We start from the raw sequence: 19195 nt of genomic DNA, 5'->3' as shown, positions 1-19195 counted from the left end.
AACCAGGCCCACTGGAACCGAAGGAGGTCCGCTCGGACCCCACCCCATGAATGTCGATAAGTCTAGGCGTGTCTCGCCGCCTGGCCAATAGTCGGTGGACAATTGGCGGCATCCTGAGGTTGACTGTCACTGACGGCACACGGAGTCGGCCACCGGCCCAGCAGTCAAACCACCCCGGATCCACGTGGACCGGCACCCGTGGCGGCAGCATCGGCATTCCGGCCGGCCATTTCCCGCGCCGCCAGCTCGAAGCCACCCTCCTCGAGGCCCGCCAGCCGACTCTCACCGGACCACACTGTCCGATCGCCCCGGGACACCCGGACCCGCATGGTGCCGGTGAGGTGCTCCACGGCCCCGGGGACCTGGCGATCCTCGCTGGGCAGCGGCACCGGCAGGACGTGCGCCGTCGCGTACGGCGCCTGCGCCTCGAGGTCGACCCGCCACCCCCGGCCGCGGGCCCGGCCCGACAGCAGCCAGCCCCCTCCACCTACCCGAGCAACGACGGGGCTGGAGACCGGGTTGCCCAGTCGCAGCACGCGCCCGTCCGGCAGTCGGACGACCAGGGCGGTGACCGTCGTCGCCACCGGCCCAGCCCGGACCTGCCCGCCGGCGAAAGCCACGCAGGCATCGTGCTCGGCGAAGCCATGCGCCTGCCCCCACCACCAACGATCCGGGAACCCCTCCCGGCCCCAGTTCTTCTCTGCGTATACCTGTGCCCCGTCCAGCCGCCACACGGACTCCCCCAGCACCACTTCGCCAGTGGCTCGTCCACCCAGCAGCCAGGGGTGCCAGTACTGGTTGAGTCCGGGGACCAGCTGGAACCCGCTCGAGCCGCCGAAGACGCGCCCGGGCCACGGCACCACCGCCTCGAGCCGAAGGTCCATCCTCGCCCCCGGCCCGAGGTCCACCCGGACCGTACGATCGTCGGCGGCGAAGACCGAACCGACCGACGCCCCCGCCACCGGATCGGCCAGGCCGCCCCGCACCGCGGCGGTCCGCAGGAACCCATCACTGCCGGCCAGGGCGACGGTCGACCACGGTCCGCGCGGCCCCCGGTTCACGCCGATCAGGGCGATCACGACCCGGGACCGCTCCGGATCGGTGAACCGCCAGAAGTAGCCCTCCATCGCCACCCCGTGGGCGCGGACCGGGTCCCCCCACGGCAGGTCGGCACCCGTGGCACGGTAGGCGGCGACGACCCGGTCGAGGATCATCCGTAGCCCAGTTCGTCCAGACGGCGGTCATCGATGCCGAAGAAGTGGGCGATCTCGTGCACCACGGTGATCCGCACCTGCTCCTGCAACTCCTCACGGGTGGCACAGAAGCGCAGCAGCGGTTCCCGGAAGATGACGATGCGATCGGGCAGCACCCCCGAGTAGTCATGGCCGCGGCGGTCCAGGGCGATCCCCTCGTAGTAGCCGAGCAGGGGCGGGAAACCGGCAGGAGGCGCGTCCTCGATCACCAGGATGCAGTTCTCGACCAGGTCCAGCAGGGCGTCGGGAACCGTCTCGATGGCCGCGTCCACGTACGCCTCGAACTCCTCGGGCGAGATCTCCAGCACGGTTCCTCCTCCCACGACGCCCCCACGTCCACCATGCGCCTCCAGCCTAGGCACACGCGTATGTGAGGATGATCACATCGACCCTCTGGGTGGTACCGCGATTGGAACCAGTTGCACCAGAGGTCGTAGCGTAGTTAACGCACATCCTTCACCAGGTGGCCGTGTTCCGGCCCCGGTCAGGGAGCACGGTGTCGTGCAGTTGACTGCAATCCTCGGTGGCAAGCCGGGGGTGTGGCCTCGGACACCGCCTTTGTTCGATGGATTTCGTGAGGAGCAGTCGTGGCGTTCGACAAGCGCAAGCCCAGTAAGTGGCCCGTCGAGGCACAGGAGGTCGACGTCGCACTGATCGGCGGTGGCGTCCTCAGCGCCACGTTCGGCCTGATGCTGCACATGCTGCAGCCGGACTGGACGATCATGGGGTTCGAGCGTCTGCCCAAGGTGGCCAAGGAGTCCTCCAACCCTTGGAACAACGCAGGCACCGGCCACGCCGGCCTCTGCGAGCTGAACTACACCAAGGAGAAGTCCGACGGGACGATGGACAACTCCAAGCCCATCGACATCAACGAGCAGTTCCAGGTGTCGCGCCAGCTGTGGGCCCACTTCGTGGAGACCGGGGTGCTGGGCCACCCGGAGACCTTCATCAACCCCACCCCGCACATGTCGCTGGTGCACGGCGACCAGGACGTCGATTTCCTGCGTCGTCGCTGGGAGGGCCTGAAGGAGAACCCGCTGTTCGCGGCGATGGAGTTCTCCGACGACCAGGAGAAGATCAAGGAATGGGCGCCGCTGATCGTCCAGGGGCGTGACCCGAAGGAGCACATCGCCGTCACGTACGACCCGACCGGCACCGATGTGAACTTCGGCTCGGTCACGCGGCAGATGTTCAACTACCTCGAGTACCACGGCGTGTTCGTGGAGACCTCCAAGGAGGTCACCGACCTCAAGCAGAACTCGGACGGTAGCTGGACCCTGCGCGTCGCCGACCACCGCCGCCGGGACGAGGGCCGCGGCCCGGACAAGTTCGTCCGCGCCAAGTTCGTGTTCAACGGTGCCGGCGGCTGGGCACTGAAGATGCTGCAGAAGGCAGGCATCCCGGAAGTCGAGGGCTACGCCCTGTTCCCGGTCTCCGGCGCCTTCCTGAACACCACGGACCCGACCATCGTGAACACCCACAAGGTGAAGGTCTACGGCAAGGCCAAGGTCGGTGCGCCGCCGATGTCCAACCCGCACATGGACGCCCGGATCATCAACACCAACCGTTCGGTGCTGTTCGGCCCGTACGCCGGCGTCGACCCGCGCTTCCTGAAGTACGGCTCGCTGCTCGACCTGCCGAAGATGATCCGGACGCACAACCTCCTGGCCGTGCTAAACGTCGGCCGGGAGAACATCCCCCTGATCAAGATGCTGGCCGGGATGATCTTCATGACGCCGCGCCAGAAGCTCAACGAACTGCGCGACTTCGCGCCGGACGCGCACATCACCGACTGGCGGATGATCAAGGCCGGCCAGCGTGCCCAGATCATCAAGACCAACGCCGAGGGCCACGGCAAGCTCGAGTTCGGCACCGAGGTCATCACGTCCAACGACGGCACCCTGGCCGCCGTGCTGGGCGCCTCCCCGGGCGCCTCGACCGCCGTGCCGATCATGCTGGAGCTGCTGGAGCGCTGCTTCCCCGAGCAGATCGAGGGGTGGCGTCCGAAGATCAAGGAGGTCATCCCGACGTACGGCGAGAAGCTCTCCGACGACCCGGCCAAGGCCTACGAGGTCATGACGCACACCGCCAAGGTGCTCAACCTGACGCCTCCGGCCAAGCCTGACGGCGTCTGATCGATCGACCACGAGCGGCGCTCCCCTTGCCGGGGGGCGCCGCTCGCGCGTTCAGCCCTCGACCAGGTAGTAGCTCGGGTCCATCGCCGGGTCCGGTGAGATGGGGACGGTGGTGACCCGCATCCCCTCCTCGGTCCACTGGCGTTCCTCCACCCGCTCCCGGGCCGCATTGACCGCGTCGCACTGGGCCTGGTCGAAGTAGAACTCCAGACCCTGCGCGTACCGGTCGAGCCGGGCGAAGGTCTCGAAGTCCGTGCCGTCACCGGAGGCCCCGACCAGCCGCTCGACCACCCGCTCGACGTGCGAACGGCGGATCCGCTTCATCAGCCGGGGCAACAGGTCGATCCGCCCGTCCTCGCTCACGATGATCACCATCGAGCCCTTGCCGGCACCGGCCAGGTAGCGGATCGCCGAGTTGTACCGCGAGCCCCGCGACGCGTCACCGGTGCCGGTGGCTTGGCCGTCGAGGATCACCCCGACCGCGTGGCAACGTCCGTCCGGTGAGACCAGCACGGCGCCGTCGATGGAGGTCGCAGCCTGCAACGCCCGCCCGGCCAGTCGGGCGGGACGGATCGCGTACGCCTGCGGCATCAGCCGCTCCCGCTCGGTGGCGGCGTCCGGATGGACCACCACCATGGTGCCGTGGGCCTGCTTGGCGCACGCATCCGCCACGTCCCACAGCCGTGTCGCGTCCCGGCCGTCGATGTCGCCGAAGACCCGGTCGACCACGTCGGCGAACTCGTCGGCGCCCAGCTGCTCGCGCGGCAGTGAGGGCATCCCGTTGTCCACGCGCAGGTACGGAGTGGTGCCGTGCCACAGCTCCCAGGTCCCGGTGCGACTGATGCTGCACACGAAGCAGTCCTGGCGGGCGGAGTCGTACGAGGGATCGAGCCAGCCCAGACCGTAGACGGCCCGGCCGTCGCTGAGCAGGGACAGTCCGTGGCCGGCCATCTCCAGCACCTTGCGGAACGAACCGGTGGTCTGCACCGATACCGGCGCCTCGAACTCGATCTCCACCGCGACATCCGGATGACCGGGGCGGGCGAGGACGACCCCGCCGACGCCGGCGCGGCCCTCGTACGGCTGGGCGGAGACCAGGTCGATCGCCTGCCGGGCGCCCTGGCCGAACTCCTGGCCGGTCAGCCGCAGCACCCCGGCCACGAAGGAATCGGCCGCGGCGTGCAGGATGGTGGCCGGTTCGACGTTGGTGACGCCGAGCGGTTCGCGGCGCCCGAGCTCGTACGTCGCGACGTCGAGGGCGGCCCGGACCACGGATTCGGTGAAGCTGCGCTCGACCGGGTCAAGGACGTCCGCCGGCGTGTGCAGCATCGGCGCCTCGTACCAGGCATCGCGCTCGACCGAGATGACCGGGAAGATCCGGTGGTCGCCGACGATCGCGGACCGACCCACGAGGTAGCGGCGGTCACCGGTGCGTGCGGCCGCGGTCAGGGCCTCGGTCAGGACCAGGACCCGGCAGTGCTCGGCGAGCTCGTTGAGGAACGAGGCCCGCAGGGCCGGGTCCTCAGGGGCGTCGGCCTGCGCCTCGTGGCCGCGGAAGCGTCGCGCGGCCAGCTCGAGCACGCCGGCCAGCGGCTCGGTGTCGAAGGCACCCCGCAACGGCTCCAGGACAACCTCACCAGGCACCCCCAGGGGGAACCCGATCAGGGAGGCGCGCGGATCGGCGGAGGTCCCGGCGGCGTCGAGGGGACTCGCTCGCCAGCCGCTCCAGGGACCACCGGAAGTGGTGCTGGTCGTCCCACAGTGCGGGGCTGTTGTGGTTCGTGTTCACCGGTGGTCTCCCCGCCGCTCGAATGGTCAGGGCGACACTACCGGGAGGGTCGTCACAGACCGGAATCGTCGTCCATTCCGTCCGGGATCTGCTGCACCCGAGGCGGGTAGAGGATGGACCGCGCCACATTGTGGTAGCCGTAGTCGTCCAGGACCCTGGCCGCCTGCTCATCGCTCAGGTCGTACGCATGGGCCAGCATCCGCACGTGCTCGGTGTAGAAGGCGTGCAGCTTGTTGACGCCCTTGACGAACTCGATCTCGTTGGACATGTCGCGTGTGCCCTTCGCTCGCCTACGTGTGCAGCTCCATCCTCCCCCGGAACGGCGGGGCGGACCAGCGTAGGGGGGCCCGATCAGTCGGCCTGGTCCGGACCCAGCACGACCAGGGAGGCCGTTCCGGTCTCCCAGCCCAGCAGCACTCGCACCCCGTCGACGTCGGCCAGGTAGGTGATCGGGACCACATGGTGGTCGGCGACGACGAGGACCAACGCGGCGAGTTCGGTCGGCTGCAGGCTACTGGCGACCAGCACCGTCGAGTCGGCGAACCCGAGCCGGACCAGTCCACTGCGCGGCGCCGCCCGGACCACCCGCAACGGGGTCCGCCGGGCGATCAAACGCTCCAGGTCGTCGGTGACCCGGACCAGGAGTGCGGCCTGGTCGGCCTCCTCGTCGACGTGGGCGAACAACTCCTCCACCTCGTGCTCGTCGGCCGGGTCGAGCCAGCCGCGATGGTGGCGCCTGCGGGCCAACGCGCCGACACCGAGCAGGGCGAACAGCAGCCCGAAGGCGACCAACCAGGCCTCCCACCCGGATTGGAGGCCGAACACGTCAGTCCGCCGCCAGCCTGTTCAGGTGCGACCGGGCCGCCTGGCTGAACGGTGCCGTGGCGCCCTCGTCGTCGATCAACCTCAGCAGGACCGCCAGGCGCCGGCGAACCTCCGGACGCGTGGCGTGGTGCGCCAGGTGTTCGACCATGCGGTCGTCGGTGTCGAGCATTGCAGCGGCCTGACACAGGTCACGGAAACTCCACGACATCGGGTCGGTGGAGAGCAACCTGTCGCCGGGGTGCAACCAGCGGACTTCACCCATGGTGGCAGCGTACCCGCGCTGGGCCCGGCCAGCAGGCCCGTCGCGGGCTCAGCCGTCGCGGCCGAGCAGGTGCTCGTTCAGGCGTGCGGTGAGGTCGGGGTCGAAGTCGAGGGGTCGCCCGTCGAGCTCACGGATCGGCGCGGCGAGCCGAGTGCTGGAGGTCAGCCACGCGGACCGTACGCCGGCGAGCTCCTCGCAGTCGATCGACCGTACGCGGGTGGGGATGCCCTGCTGGGCGAACCAGGCGAAGGCATCCGCCTGGGTGGTGCCGGGCAGCACGCCGTCGGAGGCCGGCGGGGTCACCACCTCACCGTCGATCAGTGCCAGGAACGACGCGGAGGGGCCCTCCAGGACGTAGCCGTCCGAGGACACCAGCAGGGTGTCGTCAGCCCCGCGCCGGACCGCTTCGCGGACCACCGATCGATTGACGGCGTACGACAAGGACTTGGCGCCGGCGAGCAGCCAGGGCGAGGTCTGCATGACGTCGCGGCGCACGCCACGGTCCAGCGTGACCACGACGATCCCTGCCCGCCGTTGCGGGCGGTAGTCCGGAGCGATCATCGCGACCGCCCAGCCGGTCGGGCCGTGCGCGCCGGGCGGGTACTCCAGGCCACGGGTCATGATGAACTTGCAGGAGAGCTCGCGACCGGGCAGGCGGGCTGCCAGTCGGCCGAGCGCGGTGTGCACGGCGGCCCGGTAGACGGGCTGGTCCGGGGCCGGCAGGTCCATCAGCCGGGCGGAGCGGGCGAACCTGTCGAGGTGGGCCTGGAGGGCGTGCACCCGGCCGTCGACCGAGCCGGCGACCTCGAAGATGCCGTCGCCGCGGGTGATACCCAGGTCGTTGACCAGCACCTGGGGATCGGCCGCATCCTCGGGGCGCAGCGCCTCGGCGGGGTCCTGCCGTGGTCGGTCCGGGTGGTCGATCATCACCAGCACGCTGTCCATGGTCACTCCTCGTCCGGGCCACCGGAGGTCGGATCCGCGTAGGTCAGGGCCCGACCGGTGGCATCCATTGTGCGCCGGACACACTCAACACGTCACTGCCGTGGGGATGCTGTCCGGGCCGTCCCTGGTGGGGACGGTCAGGGAACGATCAGCCCAGCGCCTGGGCCAGGTCCGCGAGCAGGTCGTCGATGTCCTCGATGCCCACCGACAGGCGCAGCAGGTCGTCGTCGACGGCGGCGGCGGTGCCCTCGACGGAGGCGTGGGTCATGGCGGCGGGGTGCTCGATCAGCGACTCGACGCCGCCGAGCGACTCGGCCAGCAGGAAGATCCGCGTCGCCTCCGCGACCCGGAGCGCCTCGGCGCGTCCGCCGGCCAGCCGGAAGGAGACCATACCGCCGAAGCCACGCATCTGGCGCGCTGCCACCTCGTGACCCGGGTCGGAGGCCAGCCCCGGGTAGTGCACGCGGGAGACCCGCGGATGGTCCTGCAGGAACTGCGCCACACGCATCGCGTTCGAGCAGTGCCGGTCCATCCGGACCGCCAGGGTCTTCATGCCACGCATCAGCAACCAGGCGTCGAACGGTGACGACACGTAGCCCGCGGCGTTCTGCAGGAAGCCGATCGCCTCGGCGAGTTCCTCGTCGTCTAGGACGACGGCCCCACCGACCAGGTCGGAGTGCCCGCCGAGGTACTTGGTGGTCGAGTGGACCACCACATCGGCACCCAGGGCGAGCGGGTTCTGCAGGTACGGGGAGGCGAAGGTGTTGTCGACCACCATCCGGGCGCCGTGGGAATGGGCGATGGCGGCGATGGCGGCCAGGTCACAGACCCGCAGCAGCGGGTTGGAGGGGGATTCCACCCAGACGACCTGGTCCTGTGCGCCGGGCGCCGCAAGCGAGCTCTCCATCGCGGCCGGCTCGCAGGCGTCCACCGTCACGACCTCGATCCCCCAGGTCGAGAGCACCTGGGTGAGCAGGCGGGTCGTGCCCCCGTAGGCGTCGGCACCGATCAGCACCCGCCCGCCCGGACGCAGCAGCGTCCGCAGCACCAGGTCGGTGGCGGACAGGCCGGAGCCGGTGATGAAGGCACGCCGACCGCCCTCCAGCGCCGCCAGCTGGGTGGCTGCCGCGTCCCTGGTTGGGTTCCCTGCGCGCGAGTACTCGTACCCCCCGCGCAGCACGTTCACACCGTCCTGCACGAACGTGGAGGTCAGGTGGAGGGGGGGCACCACGGCGCCGGTCGTGGGATCGGGGGTCTGGCCGGCGCGGATGGCCCGGGTGCTGAAGCCGTATTCCATGGGGACACCGTACCTAATGGCACCATCCCGGAACCGCTGCTGGAACGGGTGCCCGCCAGTCGCGAGGGCACGAGGATTGGAATGGACCCCGGCGGCGGGTAACCTGCACAAGGAAACCTGCGCCACCGCTGTCCCACCGTTTCCAGCCGATTCGAGCGACGGGAACAGTAACATGCCGACCTTCACCCACCAGCCCGACCAGAACCGCTACCAGGCGATCCTGGGTGACGACGTGGTCGGAACCCTCGACTACTCCCTGGCCGGCAAGAAGCTGGTCATCGAGAGCACCCATACCCATAACGACTTCCGCGGGCAGGGCATCGCCCGGCGCCTCACCCGCCACGTCTTCGACGAGGCGCGCACCCGCGGCTTGGTCGTGGACCCGAAGTGCTCGTACGCCAAGCTCTTCATCGACCAGCATCCCGAGTACAGCGACGTCCTCTGACGGACCGGTCCCACCAGCACCTGGCCCCGGGCTCACGCCCGGCGGACCAGGTGGCGGTGGGTCAGCTGCCACTCCCCCATCAGCGTCTCGGTGACCAGTCCCCTGGCACTGAGCGCCTCCAGGTCCGCGGCGCACCTCGCCAGTGGCAGTGCTGCGCGCACCGACAGCTCGTCGAGCCCGACCGAGCCGCGCCCGGGTAGCGCCTCCAGGACGACCTTCTCGGTCTCCCCGAGCAGGTCGATCGGTGCCGGCGGCTCCTGGTGGCCGACCAGGGTGTCCTGCCCGGTCGGGGACAACAGCGCCCGGACGTCCTCCACCGAGGAGACGAGCTCGGCCTCGTGGTCGCGCAGCAGCCGGTTCGGTGTCACCGACAGGGCCGAGGTCACCGGCCCCGGCACCGCCATCACCGGACGGCCGCAGGCCTGCGCCCAGGTGACGGTGTTGCGTGCCCCGGAGCGATAGGCGGCCTCCACGATCAGCGTCGCCCGCGACAGCGCGGCGATCAGCCGGTTCCTGGCCAGGAACCGGAGCCGGGTGGGATGTTCCCCCGGCGGCAGTTCCGAGACCACGCTTCCCCGCGCGGCGACCTGTGCCAACAGGTCGGCATGCGCGGCCGGGTACACCTGGTCAACGCCACAGGCCAGTACGGCCACGGTCACCGGCCCGTCGTCGCCCGGACCGGCACTGAGTGCACCCCGGTGTGCCGCCGCGTCAATCCCGTACGCGGCTCCGGAGACCACAGGGATCCCACTCTCGACCAGGTCGTGGCCGAGCTGCAGGGCGACGTGTTCGCCGTACGACGTGGAGGCCCTCGAGCCGACCATCGCCACGCCTCGGGCGGTGACCGCCCCCAGGTCCCGGGCCCCGCGGGCCCACAGCCCCATCGGTGGCCCGGTCCGGTCCTGCACGGCCTCGCAGCCCGCAAGCACGTCCAGTTGGCCGGGCCACTCCTCGTCCCCGGGGACGACGAACCGCGCACCGCACGCCCGGGTCCGCTCGATGGCGGCCCGCAGGTCGAAGGCGGCCGCCCGGCCGGCCCACCGGCTCCGCGAGCCGCGGGCCCGGAGCCGATGCCAGACATCCAGCACGCCGTACGTCGCCACCAGCTCCGCCGTGCCGGGGTCCCCCGGCTCGACCACGTGGGCCAGGGCGAGTCTGGCGCTGCGCTCGTCCGTCCAGTACTCCTGATCCTGGTCGGGGGCAGCCATCACCGGCCCCCGGGCAGTGCGTACGTCTCGCCGCGGCGCAGGGCCAGGGCCATCCGCAGGTCGTCGGCATCCGGTAGGTCGTGGCCGGCGAGGTCGGCGACCGTCCACGCGATCCGCAGCGTCCGCTCGACCCCCCGGCTGCTCAACAGGCCCCGCATCGTCGCCTCGTCGAGCAGGTGGGTCGCCTCCGGCAGCGGCAGGTGGCTACGCAGGTAGGAGCCGGGTACCTCACCGTTGGTCGCCCACCGTGTGCGGGCCAGTCGCCGGGACTGCCGATCGCGGGCCTCGGCGACCCGCACGGCGATCACGGCGGACGACTCGGGAGTCGGCAGCTGGGCCCCCAGGGCCAGATAGGCGGAGGGCGGTGGTGTCATCCTGACGGTGATGTCGATCCGGTCCCGCAGTGGTCCGGAGATCCGTCCGCGGTAGCGGCGCACCACGGTCGGCGAGCACCGGCACTCCCGGCCGACCACACCGGCGTTGCCGCACGGACAAGGGTTGGTGGCCAGGACGAGCTGGAAGCGTGCGGGGTAGCGCGCATCGCCGTGCGAACGCGACAGGACCACCTCCCCGGACTCCAGCGGGGTCCGCAGCGCATCGAGGACGTTCGGCCTGAACTCGGCCGCCTCGTCCAGGAAGAGCAGCCCGCCGTGGGCACGCGAGACCGCGCCGGGCCGGGCCAGGCGGGCCCCGCCGCCGACCATCGCAGCAACCGAGCAGGAGTGGTGCGGTGCCGCGAACGGGGGTCGCCGGTCCAGGCCGTGCACGGGTTGGGCCAGCAGTGAGGACACCGCTGCGATCTGCAGGGCCCCGCTCAGGTCGAGCTCGGGCAGGATCCCGGGGATCCGGGAGGCGATGAGCGTCTTGCCGATTCCCGGTGGTCCGGTGAGCATCAGGTGGTGGCGCCCGGCGGCGGCAATCTCCGCGGCCCACCGGGCCTGGCCCTGCCCCACCACGTCCGCGAAGTCCGGCTCCTCCCGGCCCTCGGCCGGCTCCTCGGGCGACGTCTCCTCGACCGGCGTCGGGGGCGTGGCCTCTCCGCGGAGCAGGGCCACCAGTTCGGTGAGGCTCGCCGCGGTCTTCACGGCGATCCCCTCGACCAGGCGCGCCTCGGCCCCCTGCCCCACCGGGACCACCACGGTCCGGTGGCCGAGCGAGCGGGCCGCGAGGACGGCGGGCAGGAGTCCCCGGACCCGCCGGACCCGTCCATCCAGTCCGAGCTCGCCGAGCATGACGACGGACCGGACGGCTGCCTCGGGGACAGTTCCGGACGCCGCCAGGACGGCTGCCGCGATGGCGAGGTCATGGTGGGATCCGGCCTTGGGCAGGCTGGCCGGGGTCAGGTTGATGGTGAGGGCGGTGGGCGGCCACGACAGACCGCTGGCCGCGACGGCCGCCTTGCAGCGGTCACGCGCCTCGTAGACGGCGGCATCGGGCAACCCGACCAGGATGGTGCGGGGCAGCCCGGCGGCGATCATCGCCTCGACCTCCACCTCCTGGCCGTCCATGCCGATCAGGGCGATCGAGTGCGCCACTGCGGTGCGCGGCGGCCGGGCGTTCCGGTGTGCCGGCAACGAGACCTCGGGTGGGGACAGGTCCGGGCGGGCGGTCATGCGATCCCCCGTACGTGGGTCAGCACGGGCGGGCGGTCGCCGCTGACGACGATGCCCACGGCGTCGAACCGCACCCGGGCTGCCCGGACCCGCCCCTCGGCCAGGTAGGCGGTGGTGACGGTCCGCATCCGTGACATCTTCTGTGGGGTGATCGCCTCCAGCGGGTCGCCGAAGTCGTACCCGACGCGCGTCTTCACCTCGCAGACGACGAGCACCGTGCCATCGTCCGGATCATCCTCGAGCGCGATGATGTCGACCTCGCCGGCACGGCACCGCCAGTTCCTGGCGACCACGACCATGCCGTCGGCCTCGAGGGTCTGCGCCGCGAGGTCCTCACCCCAGCCGGCGACGACGCGTCGTTCCTGCTCCTGTTGTGCATCCATGACCACACCTCCGGCCAGAGGATGGTCCGGGTCCGGGAGACGGGTGCTATCGACTGGTCCGGCTGTGGACAACCACGCCGCCGGCGCGGGGGCTGTGGGCGCAGGAGGTCAGGGACGCGGTACGTTCAGGTCGGAATGGTCGATCTCCTCGATCGACACGTCCCGGAAGGTGAGGACCTTGGCGCTCTTCACGAACCGCGCCGGGCGGTACATGTCCCAGACCCACGCGTCGGCCATGGAGACCTCGTAGTAGACGTCACCGCCCTCGGTGCGCACCTTCAGGTCGACGCCGTTGCAGAGGTAGAAGCGGCGCTCCGTCTCCACGGCGTAGGTGAAGATCTCGACGACTGCCTTGTACTCCTTGTACAACTGCAGTTCGAGTTCGCTCTCGTACTGTTCCAGGTCCTCGGCGCTCATCGTGTGGCCAGCCTAGCCGCGCGGATGACGTTGTCATAGCTCATCCGATGCTGTGGGCACGGGCCGAGCTGCTCCAGGGCGTCCTGGTGGATCCGCGTCGAGTAGCCCTTGTGCTGGGCGAAGCCGTAGCCGGGGTACTCCTCCTCCATCGCCACCATGATCCGGTCCCTGGTCACCTTGGCCAGCACCGAGGCGGCGGCGACGCAGGCGGCCACCCGGTCCCCCTTCCACAGGGCGAGCCCGGGGACGCCGAGCCCGTCGACGGCGAAGCCGTCGGTCAGGCAGTAGCGGGCCGGGACGTCGAGGCGCAGCAGGGCCCGCCGGAGTGCCTCGAGGTTGGCCGGCTGGAGGCCCCGGTGATCGCATTCTCCCGGCGCGATCGCCACCACCGCCCAGGCCACGGCCTGCTCGCGGATCGCATCGAAGGCGACGTCCCGCTGCCGGGGGGTCATCAGCTTGGAGTCACGAAGGCCGGGGATCTCCGCACCGACGGAGTCGTCCAGGATCGCCGCAGCGGCCACCAGCGGACCCGCACAGGCACCACGACCCGCCTCGTCGGCTCCGGCCACCGGGCCGAACCCGCGGGCCACCAGGGCGCGCTCGTACCCGTACAGGTCGGGGACCGAGGTCTCCAGGGACGTGGACATCAGCAGGTGACGCCGGCGGGCTCGATGACGCCCCGCTGGGGCGCGGGCGCCACGGGCGCGGGGACGTTCGCGAAGGCGTCCTGGGTCGGCAGCAGCCGGGTCCGGTTGAAGGGGGCGAAGATCGCCCACCCGGTGCCCGACACGTCACTCAGCGGGACGAAGGCATCGGATCCCTGGGGCTGGCCGGGAACCCCGTCGGACAGGTGGCAGCGCGAGTCGGCGCTGGCATTGCGGTGGTCGCCCATGACGAACATCCGCCCCTGGGGCACCACGACGCGGAAGGCGACGTCGGACGGTGTGACCTGCTCACCCTCCTCGGAGCGGTACAGGTAGGCCTTCTCGTTGAGGGCGAAGCCGTTCACGGTGATCCTGCCCTCCGCGTCGCAACAGAGCACGGTGTCGCCCGGCATCCCGATCACGCGCTTGATCAGGTAGTTCTGCGAGGTGTCCGGCAGCAGCCCGACGAACTCCAGGGCCTTGCCGACCCCGGTCCGCTCGACCATCGGGTGCGGGCCGAGCCATCCGCCCGAGTCGCGGAACACGACGATGTCGCCGCGCTTGACGTCGGTGAGCTTCTCCGCGATGACACGGTCCCCGACCTTGAGGGTGTTCTCCATCGAGCCGGACGGGATGATGAACATCTGTCCGACGAAGTGCTGCAGGACCGCGGAGACGACGAGCGCGCCGAACAGGACGATGAAGGCTTCCTTGACGACGCGCCAGATGCGATGCCCAGTACTGGGCACGTACTCGCTGTTGTTCTCCACCGTGATCGGATTCCTTCCCCGGGCGCAGTCGGCCACGACGATCGTACGCCCAGCACCGCAAGGATCAGCAAACCCAGCGCTCCGCCAGGCTCGGCCGGGTCACCGCAATCGTCCGCGCCGACCATGGGCGGCGCTCGGGGCCTACACGCCGGCCGGCTCAGCGACGAGCCCCGGCCTGGACAACCTCACCGTTGACCGCAGGGCGCTCGTCCACGCTCACTCGAACACCAGGAGGTCGGCTGTGCTGACGTGACCGACCACGTCCTCGAACCAGAGACTCGTGGCGTAGTCGATGTGTCCCGCCGGTGTGCAGAGCCGATCGATTCGGGCCGCCATCTCCTTGTCGATGTCCTCCCAGACCCACTCATACCTCCAGGTGTCCCCCAGTTCGCCGGTGTGGTCCAGGGGCAGCGGCGCCGTCGGTTGGCCCTGCCGGACGAAGGACGGGAACCTCACGCGCTGGAAGATCGGCAGCACCCCTGAAGCGTCCACACCGGCCAGACTGACCTGCCAGATGTTGCGGCACACCTCATTCTCGTCCTGTGGCGTCCAGAAGGTCACCCGCAGGCCGTGCTTGCCCTGGCCCTTGACGCGCATGACACGTGCCTTCGTCACCACGGGTGGGTGGACGAGCCTGGTGTTGGATCGGACCAGCAGCCGGATCGTGCGAGGTGTCGTGACCGGAGGTGGCTTCGCCACTCCTCCCGTCTCCTGTTCCCACTCGTCAGGGACCGTCGAGTGCTCGAAGTCCTCGGTGAGCACGATCTCACGTGGCAGGTCACTGGCTGGCTGCAGCTCGTCGTCCCGCTTGTCGGCGAATACGGCGATCAGACCGAGTGGGTCACGTTGCAGCAGCTTGAATCTCGTCGTTCGCTCGTACATGGAGATGGTCGGCAGGCACCGTCGATTGCGGAGCAACTTCCCCGAGCCGACGTCGATGTAGGCCGGATCATCAGCATCGTGCGCGAGTGTCCAGGCGAAGTTCACAGTGTTGATGTCCAAGCGCCCTGCGGGGGTGGGCGCGCTCCCGCAGTCGGCGTAGCCGGAGCCGTCATCCCAGCCGTTGCGCCATACGGCGCCCGTCACGTCGGCCAGGGTCGGCACCGTGCCGTCATCGCCCGGGAGCAGCTCGACGCTGTAGTACTGGCAGCGGGAGTCTATGGAGTCCGTGTAGACGCCGAACTGGTAGTAGCGGTCGGCCCGACGGTAGGCCTCCTCCGACACGACGTCCCATGGGTGCCCGAAGCCGACGGCGGGCTTGCCGCCTGTGAGCTGGTAGGGGCGCGGCACGTGCCGGCCGTCCGCGGGCAGATAGCGTTGCACCCACCTGACCGGGCGCAACGCGGGAGCCGGGTCGGGACGCGGGGGCGGATTCGGAGGTGCCACCACGCCCAGGCGCATGGTTCCTCGTACCTGCAGTGTCGTGTCGTCCCTCATGTCCAGCGTGTTGACCAGTACGTAGGCGTCGGCGGGACCGGTTGGGACGGTGTCCGGATAGGTCGGGTCGCGGTCCTGGGCATGTTCGCGGTCGATGAGCACCTGTTCCGCGGATGGGTATCGGCGCCAGCGCCAGGTGTAGTCGGAGACGCCGTAATTGAAACAGATCGTGTAGATCTCGTGCGTGCCCCGGTCGGGGTCGTAGCCGGTCACGGCCACGATCTGGCGACGGACCACCATGCGACTGTCCTCGGTGATGAGCTCGTCGTCGAACGGCGACCAGTACCGCTCCTGCCAGAACGTCTCATCGGAGTAGGGAAACCACGTGGGGTTGTCCTTGATGGTGTGGGCGAGCGAGAAGAGATCGCCGAGCACGTCGGCTGTCGGGTGAAGGAGTCGCCAGCGCTGCGTGAAGTAGGTCTGCTCATCGATCCACAGGATGGCGAATCGCTGCCGTTGAACCGCCTGCGCCTCTTCCACCTTTCCGAGTCTGACCAGGAGGTAGAAGTTGGTGGTGCCGTCGTTGAAGGCGTCTCCATCCATCACCGGACCGTTGAGGAAGCGGTACTGCATGAGGTTGTAGCGCTCCTGCTGGAAGGCTGGACGCGTCGCGAGCAATGAGTGGATCTCTCCGCCGAAGTGGCTCTGCCAGTGCTCTGACCAATGGCTGTACCCGACGCCGATGTCGAGGACTTCGGAGAATTGGATGCCGTAGCGAGGTTGTGGCGCCGATCCATCGGCCCTCTCGTAACGGATGTGCTCATAGGTCGGCAGCCAATGGGGCGGCTGGTTGGGCGTCGGAAGTCCATCGGACCAGCCGCCCGGCGGAGCCTCCACCGCCCGGCGCCGCGCCCGCAGCATCAGCTCTGCGATCGCCTCGTCGAGGGGCTCGACGCCAGGCATGCCCGTCAGCGCTTCAAGTGCTTTGGCAGGATGGAGCGCCAGTCGGCCCCCGGGAGCACTGCGCAACGCATCGGATCGCCGAAGGTTGTAGAGGGTCAAGAGAAGAAGGCCATTGCCGGGCACCAACAGGGCACCGAAGCCTTCCTGCTCGATCTGGCGACGCATCGCGGACGCCAGCGGGCCGATGATCGCGGGCCCGATCGCCTCACCGACGGCTTGCGCCACCAACGGCGCCGCCACGTCACGCAACCAGTCTCGGACCGCTGTCAGCAGCGCGTCGATCAGGCCACGGAAGACCTCGACAGCCGTCTCGGCGACCCAATCCCCCGCGCGGTCACGGATCTCGTCCTCGACCAGTCCGCGCAACTGATCGGTGCTGAGACTGCCGAGGGCACGACGCAATTCGTCTTCGGAGCGGCCGCGCACCGCGAGGCGGAGCTGCTCCGCGTATCCGTCGACCACCGCCTGCAGGATCTCGCGGAGCCTGGCTTCGGTGAAGATGTCCCGGAAGTCGGCCTCGGACACTCGGAGGTCATCCGGTCCCGTGATCATCAGTGGCGAACGGGCATCGACCAGGTACCAGACCCGCGGCTGCTGCAGAACGAGCATGAGGTCGGTCGCCTCGAGTTTCAGCAGCTCGGCGAAGACGGGGAGCCTCAGGCTGGCCGGATGCTCTGCGTAGTCTCGCGCAGCCCCAGGCGGCACCGTGAGGTCGGCGGCGCCGGGGCGGAAGAACTCCGGGTCGAGCTTCATGTAGAAGCCAGGCACCGGGGGGTCCTCGTGCCTGCCAGGGGTCAGGCCGAGGTCGCAGTCCGGGCCGGTGACGCGATAGGTCCGGAAGAGCTCATCCATGACGAGGTGGAAGATCCGATCGGTCCCCGCCTCCTTGGCGAGGATGCGTCCGCGCCCCACCGAGATCATGTCGAAACGGACGTTCGACATCGCCTCGCCCCTGCGCCGCTCGTCGAAGGAGAGGACGGGAGCGGGCACCGAGCCGGTGCAGGGATCGGCGAGCGGGAGGACGGGCCGCCAGGTCACACCTGCGTCGGTGCTGTACTCAACGAGACCTCCGGACGTGAGACGTACCTCGTACCGGCGCCCACTGTCGACCACACCGAGCCGGGACCGGGATGACGAGGGACTGAACATCACGCCGTGGCGCCGAGACGGCGCACTGACAACCTGGTGTCCCGTCACCGGGATGAGACGGTGGTCGCCCTTGCTGGCCATGGCTGCCTCCTTCATGGTGCCGGCATCGACAGCCGGGCGTTCCCATGAATCTGACAAGAGCCTAGGACGGTCGCGCCGCCTCGTCATGTCTACAAAAGTCTCCACCGCGAGCGCGGGAGGGTCCCATCGCCGACCAGCACCTACGTTGGAGAGACGGATTCAGCCCCCACCGATCCCCGAGGTCAGGGGCGGTGGGGGCTGATCGCAGCTCGAGCGACAGGTCACTCCGGAGTACGGGGACCGTCGCGGGAGAAGCTCGCTCAGTTGAAGCGCTTCTCCTTGATCTTGGCGGCCTTGCCGCGGCGATCGCGCAGGTAGTACAGCTTGGCGCGGCGGACGTCACCGCGGCGGTCGACATCGATCTTCTCGATGATCGGGCTGTGCACGGGGAACGTACGCTCCACGCCCACACCGAAGCTCACCTTGCGGACGATGAAGGTCTCGGCCACGCCGGCACCGGCGCGGGCGATCACGACGCCGGCGAAGATCTGGACACGGGAGCGGTTGCCCTCGACGACCTTCACGTGCACCTTGACGGAGTCGCCGGGACGGAAGTCCGGGATGTCGTTACGCAGGGAGGCGGCGTTGACCGCCTCGATCAGCTTGCTCATTGTTCGTTCCTCGCCGGTGCCACAGGCCACCTTGCAGTCAGGATGGATATCAGCCCCCGCATCGCAGACAGCCCCCCTGTGGCAGGAGCCGCGACCTGCGCGGGCAACAGCCAGTCATTCTGTCACACCCCGACCCGGCGCCCCAAATCCCGGGGCGGAGCCGATCAGGCCAGGCGTCGGACGGCGGGTAGGTCGGCCACCCGGTTGGCCAGTACCGGGAGCTCCCGACGGGTCGCCGCAGCGAGTCCCGGATCGATGTCGTGCACCAGCAGTCCCGGCTCCTTCCCCAGCTCGGCCACGACCATGCCGACGGGATCGACCACCATCGAGTGCCCGACGCCGGTGGGGGCGGCGCTGCGGCGCGCGGCGGGGTCGGCCGGGACGGCCTGGCCGCAGGCGAGCACCCAGCTGCCGGTGTCGATCGCGCGGGCGCGGCAGACCAGCCGCCACTGCTCCAGCTTCCCGGGACCGTCCTGCCAGGAGGCGGCGACGACATGGGTGGTGGCGCCGGCCTCGGCGAGAGCGGTGTAGAGCGCCGGGAAGCGTACGTCGTAGCAGACCGTCAGGCCCATCACGGTGCCTCCGCCGGCCCGGGCGGGGACGCTCACCGAGCACGGGGCCTCCCCCTGCTCGACGGTGCGCGACTCCTGGAAGCCGAACGCGTCGAACAGGTGGACCTTGTCGTAGCCGTCATGGATCCCTCGACCGGTCACCAGCAGGGTGTTCCGGACCCGGGGCCGATCCCCTTCTCCGGGGGCTCCCGGAGTGAACATGCCTGCCACGACGACGATGTCGTGCTCCTCGGCGGACGCGGCCACACCCCTGGCCCAGGGACCGTCCAGCGGCTCGGCGACACCCCTCAGGGAGCCGCCGAAGGCCTTCATCGTGGCCTCGGGAAACACCACCAGGTCGGCACCGGCGTCGGCGGCCCGGGCCACCCACCCGCCGAGCTCGGCGAGGTTGTCCTGCGGATCTGGTCCGGCGACCATCTGGGCGAGAGCGATACGCATGTGCCCACCGTAGGCGAC

19 protein-coding genes and 1 pseudogene are annotated in these 19195 nt (G+C 69.8%); 2 read left to right on the top strand and 18 right to left on the bottom strand.

The features are described 5' to 3' along the window. Positions 1 to 164 precede the first annotated feature (164 nt). Entirely contained in the window at positions 165 to 1214 is a 1050-nt protein-coding gene (locus GA0111570_RS12470) for a tocopherol cyclase family protein (protein WP_092611684.1), read from the bottom strand. Then, positions 1211 to 1561, bottom strand: a complete 351-nt coding sequence (locus GA0111570_RS12465; protein ID WP_217634149.1) for a metallopeptidase family protein — start codon at positions 1559 to 1561, stop codon at positions 1211 to 1213. The genes GA0111570_RS12470 and GA0111570_RS12465 overlap by 4 nt, the downstream gene beginning before the upstream one ends. A 279-nt stretch (positions 1562 to 1840) precedes the next feature. Here GA0111570_RS12465 and mqo point away from each other — a divergent pair, with 279 nt between their 5' ends. Beyond that, positions 1841 to 3388 (top strand): malate dehydrogenase (quinone), encoded by a 1548-nt coding sequence (mqo, locus tag GA0111570_RS12460; protein WP_092611681.1) that lies wholly within the window; start codon positions 1841 to 1843, stop codon positions 3386 to 3388. 51 nt (positions 3389 to 3439) lie between these two features. Here the strand turns inward: mqo and GA0111570_RS12455 are convergent, their stop codons facing one another. From GA0111570_RS12455 to GA0111570_RS12435, 7 genes and pseudogenes are all read right to left on the bottom strand, one after another. Next, the gene (locus GA0111570_RS12455) at positions 3440 to 4540 is read right to left on the bottom strand and encodes a hypothetical protein (RefSeq protein ID WP_342689714.1); all 1101 of its coding nucleotides are present in this window, start codon (positions 4538 to 4540) and stop codon (positions 3440 to 3442) included. A gap of 18 nt (positions 4541 to 4558) precedes the next feature. Next, positions 4559 to 5080: pseudogene (locus tag GA0111570_RS18340) on the bottom strand (hypothetical protein); the annotation flags it as partial. 149 nt (positions 5081 to 5229) lie between these two features. Beyond that, positions 5230 to 5445, bottom strand: a complete 216-nt coding sequence (locus GA0111570_RS12450) for a hypothetical protein (protein WP_092611679.1) — start codon at positions 5443 to 5445, stop codon at positions 5230 to 5232. A gap of 83 nt (positions 5446 to 5528) precedes the next feature. Further along, complete coding sequence (locus GA0111570_RS12445) at positions 5529 to 6002, bottom strand: hypothetical protein (RefSeq protein ID WP_092611676.1); 474 nt, start codon at positions 6000 to 6002, stop codon at positions 5529 to 5531. Position 6003: 1 nt separating this feature from the next. Further along, a complete protein-coding gene (locus tag GA0111570_RS17375; protein ID WP_139283238.1) occupies positions 6004 to 6264 on the bottom strand; it encodes a hypothetical protein in 261 nt (86 codons plus the stop codon). A gap of 48 nt (positions 6265 to 6312) precedes the next feature. Next, the gene (locus GA0111570_RS12440; protein ID WP_092611673.1) at positions 6313 to 7209 is read right to left on the bottom strand and encodes an aminotransferase class IV; all 897 of its coding nucleotides are present in this window, start codon (positions 7207 to 7209) and stop codon (positions 6313 to 6315) included. A 148-nt stretch (positions 7210 to 7357) separates the two neighbouring features. Further along, entirely contained in the window at positions 7358 to 8506 is a 1149-nt protein-coding gene (locus GA0111570_RS12435; RefSeq protein ID WP_092611670.1) for a cystathionine gamma-synthase, read from the bottom strand. A gap of 172 nt (positions 8507 to 8678) precedes the next feature. Between GA0111570_RS12435 and GA0111570_RS17700 the strand changes: the two genes are divergently transcribed. Further along, positions 8679 to 8951, top strand: coding sequence for a GNAT family N-acetyltransferase (locus GA0111570_RS17700; RefSeq protein WP_175557477.1), 273 nt, complete (start codon positions 8679 to 8681; stop codon positions 8949 to 8951). 32 nt (positions 8952 to 8983) lie between these two features. On the opposite strand, the gene GA0111570_RS12425 is transcribed toward GA0111570_RS17700, so the two are convergent. The 9 genes from GA0111570_RS12425 to GA0111570_RS12385 form a co-directional block, all read right to left on the bottom strand. Beyond that, complete coding sequence (locus GA0111570_RS12425; protein WP_092611665.1) at positions 8984 to 10159, bottom strand: DNA-processing protein DprA; 1176 nt, start codon at positions 10157 to 10159, stop codon at positions 8984 to 8986. Beyond that, positions 10159 to 11772 (bottom strand): YifB family Mg chelatase-like AAA ATPase, encoded by a 1614-nt coding sequence (locus tag GA0111570_RS12420; protein WP_092611662.1) that lies wholly within the window; start codon positions 11770 to 11772, stop codon positions 10159 to 10161. The genes GA0111570_RS12425 and GA0111570_RS12420 overlap by 1 nt, the downstream gene beginning before the upstream one ends. Continuing rightward, on the bottom strand, positions 11769 to 12155 hold the full coding sequence (locus GA0111570_RS12415; RefSeq protein WP_092611659.1) for a YraN family protein: 387 nt from the start codon (positions 12153 to 12155) through the stop codon (positions 11769 to 11771). Before GA0111570_RS12415 ends, GA0111570_RS12420 begins: the two co-directional genes overlap by 4 nt. Before the next feature lie 108 nt (positions 12156 to 12263). Then, positions 12264 to 12572, bottom strand: a complete 309-nt coding sequence (locus tag GA0111570_RS12410; RefSeq protein ID WP_092611656.1) for a DUF2469 domain-containing protein — start codon at positions 12570 to 12572, stop codon at positions 12264 to 12266. Next, positions 12569 to 13219 carry a ribonuclease HII gene (locus tag GA0111570_RS12405; RefSeq protein WP_092611653.1) on the bottom strand — a complete coding sequence of 217 codons (651 nt, stop codon included), beginning with the start codon at positions 13217 to 13219 and terminating at the stop codon, positions 12569 to 12571. The genes GA0111570_RS12410 and GA0111570_RS12405 overlap by 4 nt, the downstream gene beginning before the upstream one ends. Continuing rightward, on the bottom strand, positions 13219 to 13986 hold the full coding sequence (gene lepB, locus GA0111570_RS12400; RefSeq protein ID WP_425438624.1) for a signal peptidase I: 768 nt from the start codon (positions 13984 to 13986) through the stop codon (positions 13219 to 13221). Before lepB ends, GA0111570_RS12405 begins: the two co-directional genes overlap by 1 nt. A gap of 216 nt (positions 13987 to 14202) precedes the next feature. Next, positions 14203 to 17268, bottom strand: a complete 3066-nt coding sequence (locus GA0111570_RS12395) for a hypothetical protein (protein ID WP_139283237.1) — start codon at positions 17266 to 17268, stop codon at positions 14203 to 14205. A gap of 548 nt (positions 17269 to 17816) precedes the next feature. Continuing rightward, entirely contained in the window at positions 17817 to 18167 is a 351-nt protein-coding gene (rplS, locus tag GA0111570_RS12390; protein WP_092611644.1) for a 50S ribosomal protein L19, read from the bottom strand. Between the two features lie 164 nt (positions 18168 to 18331). Continuing rightward, a complete protein-coding gene (locus tag GA0111570_RS12385; RefSeq protein WP_092611641.1) occupies positions 18332 to 19177 on the bottom strand; it encodes a carbon-nitrogen hydrolase family protein in 846 nt (281 codons plus the stop codon). Positions 19178 to 19195 lie beyond the last annotated feature (18 nt).

Source organism: Raineyella antarctica (assembly GCF_900092135.1).
In the GTDB taxonomy this organism is placed as follows: Bacteria; Actinomycetota; Actinomycetes; order Propionibacteriales; family Propionibacteriaceae; genus Raineyella; species Raineyella antarctica.
The sequence above is the reverse complement of the archived record's forward strand: the minus strand, read 5'-3'. Positions and strand labels throughout refer to the sequence as shown.

Excerpts from the sequence above, each read along its gene's own strand:
- GA0111570_RS12470 (WP_092611684.1), bottom strand. The coding sequence starts at position 1,214 with ATGATCCTCGACCGGGTCGTCGCCGCCTACCGTGCCACGGGTGCCGAC.
- GA0111570_RS12450 (WP_092611679.1), bottom strand. The coding sequence starts at position 5,445 with ATGTCCAACGAGATCGAGTTCGTCAAGGGCGTCAACAAGCTGCACGCC.
- GA0111570_RS17375 (WP_139283238.1), bottom strand. The coding sequence starts at position 6,264 with ATGGGTGAAGTCCGCTGGTTGCACCCCGGCGACAGGTTGCTCTCCACC.
- GA0111570_RS12440 (WP_092611673.1), bottom strand. The coding sequence starts at position 7,209 with ATGGACAGCGTGCTGGTGATGATCGACCACCCGGACCGACCACGGCAG.
- GA0111570_RS12435 (WP_092611670.1), bottom strand. The coding sequence starts at position 8,506 with ATGGAATACGGCTTCAGCACCCGGGCCATCCGCGCCGGCCAGACCCCC.
- GA0111570_RS17700 (WP_175557477.1), top strand. The coding sequence starts at position 8,679 with ATGCCGACCTTCACCCACCAGCCCGACCAGAACCGCTACCAGGCGATC.
- GA0111570_RS12425 (WP_092611665.1), bottom strand. The coding sequence starts at position 10,159 with ATGGCTGCCCCCGACCAGGATCAGGAGTACTGGACGGACGAGCGCAGC.
- GA0111570_RS12420 (WP_092611662.1), bottom strand. The coding sequence starts at position 11,772 with ATGACCGCCCGCCCGGACCTGTCCCCACCCGAGGTCTCGTTGCCGGCA.
- GA0111570_RS12415 (WP_092611659.1), bottom strand. The coding sequence starts at position 12,155 with ATGGATGCACAACAGGAGCAGGAACGACGCGTCGTCGCCGGCTGGGGT.
- GA0111570_RS12410 (WP_092611656.1), bottom strand. The coding sequence starts at position 12,572 with ATGAGCGCCGAGGACCTGGAACAGTACGAGAGCGAACTCGAACTGCAG.
- GA0111570_RS12405 (WP_092611653.1), bottom strand. The coding sequence starts at position 13,219 with ATGTCCACGTCCCTGGAGACCTCGGTCCCCGACCTGTACGGGTACGAG.
- GA0111570_RS12395 (WP_139283237.1), bottom strand. The coding sequence starts at position 17,268 with ATGTCGAACGTCCGTTTCGACATGATCTCGGTGGGGCGCGGACGCATC.
- rplS (WP_092611644.1), bottom strand. The coding sequence starts at position 18,167 with ATGAGCAAGCTGATCGAGGCGGTCAACGCCGCCTCCCTGCGTAACGAC.
- GA0111570_RS12385 (WP_092611641.1), bottom strand. The coding sequence starts at position 19,177 with ATGCGTATCGCTCTCGCCCAGATGGTCGCCGGACCAGATCCGCAGGAC.